Annotated in this window: 2 protein-coding genes and 1 pseudogene; 1 reads left to right on the top strand and 2 read right to left on the bottom strand. The window is 50.5% G+C overall.

The genetic code is table 11. The annotated features are described in order from the left end of the window. Both RMO27_RS15550 and RMO27_RS15555 read right to left on the bottom strand, forming a co-directional pair. Positions 1 to 96: pseudogene (locus RMO27_RS15550) on the bottom strand (response regulator); the annotation flags it as partial. 14 nt (positions 97 to 110) lie between these two features. Further along, positions 111 to 2,006: a CHASE3 domain-containing protein gene (locus RMO27_RS15555; protein WP_309734117.1), complete on the bottom strand. Its 1,896-nt coding sequence runs from the start codon at positions 2,004 to 2,006 to the stop codon at positions 111 to 113. Between the two features lie 448 nt (positions 2,007 to 2,454). Between RMO27_RS15555 and RMO27_RS15560 the strand changes: the two genes are divergently transcribed. Then, positions 2,455 to 3,168, top strand: coding sequence for a response regulator transcription factor (locus RMO27_RS15560; RefSeq protein WP_309734121.1), 714 nt, complete (start codon positions 2,455 to 2,457; stop codon positions 3,166 to 3,168). Positions 3,169 to 3,331 lie beyond the last annotated feature (163 nt).

Genomic DNA, 3,331 nt, shown 5'->3' on the forward strand with positions numbered 1-3,331 from the left:
TAGATATAAAGGGTTCGCAATATTGCCTTTTTTAAAGGCGCGTTGAACGGTCATGATATCTACTTCGTCGTCTTCGACTAGTAAAATATTTAGCATCGAATTATTTATCATTAAAAGTCTACACGTGGTGCTTGACGAGGAGGAAGAGTTGGGGTGTCTATTGGCTGCTTAGGCCAGGTGAACCGGAAGATCGCACCACTACCAGGTGTTGATTCTAACTCGATCGTTCCCCCTTCAGCCACGACGATTTTGCGGACGATCGCCAATCCCGCCCCCACATTTTCTTGGAGGTCGCGAGCTTTGAGGGTTTGGAAGATAGTGTAAATTCTTTTTTGGTACTGAGTTTCGATCCCATCGCCATTATCGGCAATTGCAAACTCATAGCGATCGCCCAGATCGAGTACTGATATTTTTACGATACCCATTTTCGTAGGGTGGTGGCGAATGGCATTGTCGATCAGGTGACTGAAGACCTGTTCGAGAGGTTGCCAGCGGGCTGTGAAGGTGGGCATGGGGTTGACGATCGAGATCGTAAATGTCTTTGGGGGAGAGAGTGCCAGCAGGATCTTATCGAGTAGCCGCTGGACATCGACGGTGGCAATCGGGGCTTGGGTGCGGCCAGCGCGGGAGTATTCGAGCAGACTATTGAGCAGGGCTTGCATCCGATAGACGCGGCGGCGGAGCAAGTGCATTTGACTTCGAGTTTCAGGTGAAAATGCATCATCGAGGTCTTCTTCGACCCACTCGGAGAGACTGGCGATCGCGCGCAGCGGTGCTTTGAGATCGTGGGCGGTAATATAGGCAAAGCGATCGAGTTCGCGGTTGCTTTCCACCAACGAGCGATTGGTTAGAGTGAGGGAATTGTTGAGCCGAGCTAGTTCGGTAGCTTTGGCTTGGAGTTTGGCAGCGGCTTGTTGGCGTTCGGTAATGTCGCGGACGATCGCGATCCGATCGTCATCTAGGACGATGCTGTTCATGGAGATTTCGATCGGGAACAGTTCGCCATTTTTGCGCTGTCCCATAGCTTGCCAAATTTGGCCGTTCGCTGCACTGGCTGGCATGGCAAATGGTGGCGTTGTGCGGGGGTCTGAATCAGCTTTGTAAAATAGCAGTTTTTGGGACTCATCAGCGTCAGTATTCAGAAGTTTTTGCCACTGCCAACCGATGACTTCATGGGCATGATAGCCAAACATCTTCACTGCTGCATCATTGAAGGTTTCGATCCGACCTCTGGTGTCGATCACCATTACGCCATCAACGACATTAGCGACGATTGCTTCGATCAGGTTGCGGCTTTCGCGCAGGCGGAGTTCGCGCGATCGCATTTCGGTAGCGAGCTGTCTGAGCAAGCGAATCGAGATCCCCGTGCCGAGGACGCCGACGGCAATGCCGCACCACATCGCATCGGCGTTGATCTGCTGGCGATCTTGCAACCACTTGGTGCGCTCGAAGAGCAGCCGATTTTCTTCAGCTTCAAAGCTGCCAATAATCCCCCGAAACCGATCCATCGATTGTTTACCGTCGAGCAGGCGGGTGAGGGTGACTTGATTGGTACCGATATCGCCAGCATCGACTCTTTGGATGCTTTGTGCGAACGTACTCATCCGATCGCGAGCGATCTGGTTGAGGTGCTTGGCGCGTTCTGCTTGGGTGGGACTATCGCTAACGAGTAGTTCTAAGCGATCGAGTGAGGGGTTGAGATTTTTGACAGCGAGCAAGTAAGGTTCGAGGAAGGCTTTTTCTTTGGCAATGAAGTAGCCGCGTACGCCGGTTTCGGCGTTGAGTAGACTAATCAGACTGCTCTTGCTGGCGTTTAAGACTTCGTTCGTATGGTCTACATAGGCTTGAGCGGCAACCATTTGTTGGCGCAGGATCGTGTAGGCGACGACTGTACCGATCAAGCAAGTTAACGGAATACATACGGCGAGCGACCCACGACTTTCGATCGGAAGTTTTTGCCACCAATTTTGAACTCTCTGCCAACCACCTTTCATTCCATAACTCACTACACGCCACCTATAAAGCCGCTGGGATTCAAAATTTAACCGATTCATATCGTTTATTTGACGATCCATGCCCACCAAAATTATTTCCTAACTACTATCGTTCATGTACTACGACCGACTCTCTACCTTTTGGGTGAGATCGATAATCGATCGCGTAGATTAAAATCTAGTTTCCGATCGATTATCGACGATCGCGTCAGCTATTAGCCTAGATTTTCGATGATATTTAGATTGCTAATTGCATTTTCACCGTTTTTGAGTGAATTGGGCACTGCCTAAAGATAGATCGTTGATGTGCCGAGGGGATCGATCGAATGCCTGTCAGTACAATTCCCTTGTCTGGATCGGATCGGACTCTCAGTACGAGGTTGTCAATAATTGCTGTCGCAAATTTTGCGAGGCAAATCGTTTGCTATCTAACATTTAACCCATTCAAAAGTAGTTGATTATGAGTGATATTCGTGTTGTTTTGATTGAAGATCATGATGTAGTTCGCATTGGGTTGCGGACGGTATTGCAGATTCAGGCCGGAATCCAAGTGGTGGGTGAGGCGGTCAATGGCCCGCAAGGGTTGAATTTGTTGCAAAATACTGAGGTGGATGTGGCGTTGGTAGATATTGGGCTACCTGGTTTCGATGGGATCGAGTTGGTGCAGCAGTTTCGGAAGTTTCAGTCGGCCAGTCCAGAGGTGAAGACGAAGGTAATTATGCTGACGATGCTTAGTAGTGAGGAGATGGTGTTGGCGGCGTTTGCGGCGGGGGCGGATTCGTATTGTATTAAGGATGTGGGGATCGAGCAGTTGATTGAGGCGATTCGGATGACTTATACGGGGAATGCCTGGATCGATCCGGCGATCGCGAGTATTGTGTTGCGGCAGATGAGATCGAGTATGTCGCAGCCGACGAGTCAGAAGCAGACGATCGAGATTAGGTCGTTGGAGCCGGAGTACGAGCAGGTGTTGGCTTCAGATCCGGTGACGGATCGGGAGCGGGAGGTGTTGGAGTTGATGGTGGCTGGTTGTACGAATGTGGCGATCGCGGAGCGGTTGTATATTACGGTGGGGACGGTGAAGACGCATGTGCGGAATATTTTGGCGAAGTTGTGTGCGGATGACCGGACGGAGGCGGCGGTTAGGGCGTTGCGATCGGGGATTATTAGTTAGGTTCTTGGTTTTAGGCTTTAGGCTTTAGGTTTTAGGTTTTAGGGGTGAGCTATGTGAGTAGTACTTGTGCGATCGAATCGGTAAGCGATCGATACTTGTACTATGCAATTTCTCCTTGTGTGGGCAGAACCCGGATCTGGGGGTTCAGAACCCCCCTACCCCC

The organism is Chamaesiphon sp. OTE_75_metabat_556, from assembly GCF_031378165.1.
GTDB lineage: Bacteria > Cyanobacteriota > Cyanobacteriia > Cyanobacteriales > Chamaesiphonaceae > Chamaesiphon.

Coding starts and splice junctions, on each gene's coding strand:
- RMO27_RS15560 (WP_309734121.1), top strand. CDS start 2,455: ATGAGTGATATTCGTGTTGTTTTGATTGAAGATCATGATGTAGTTCGC.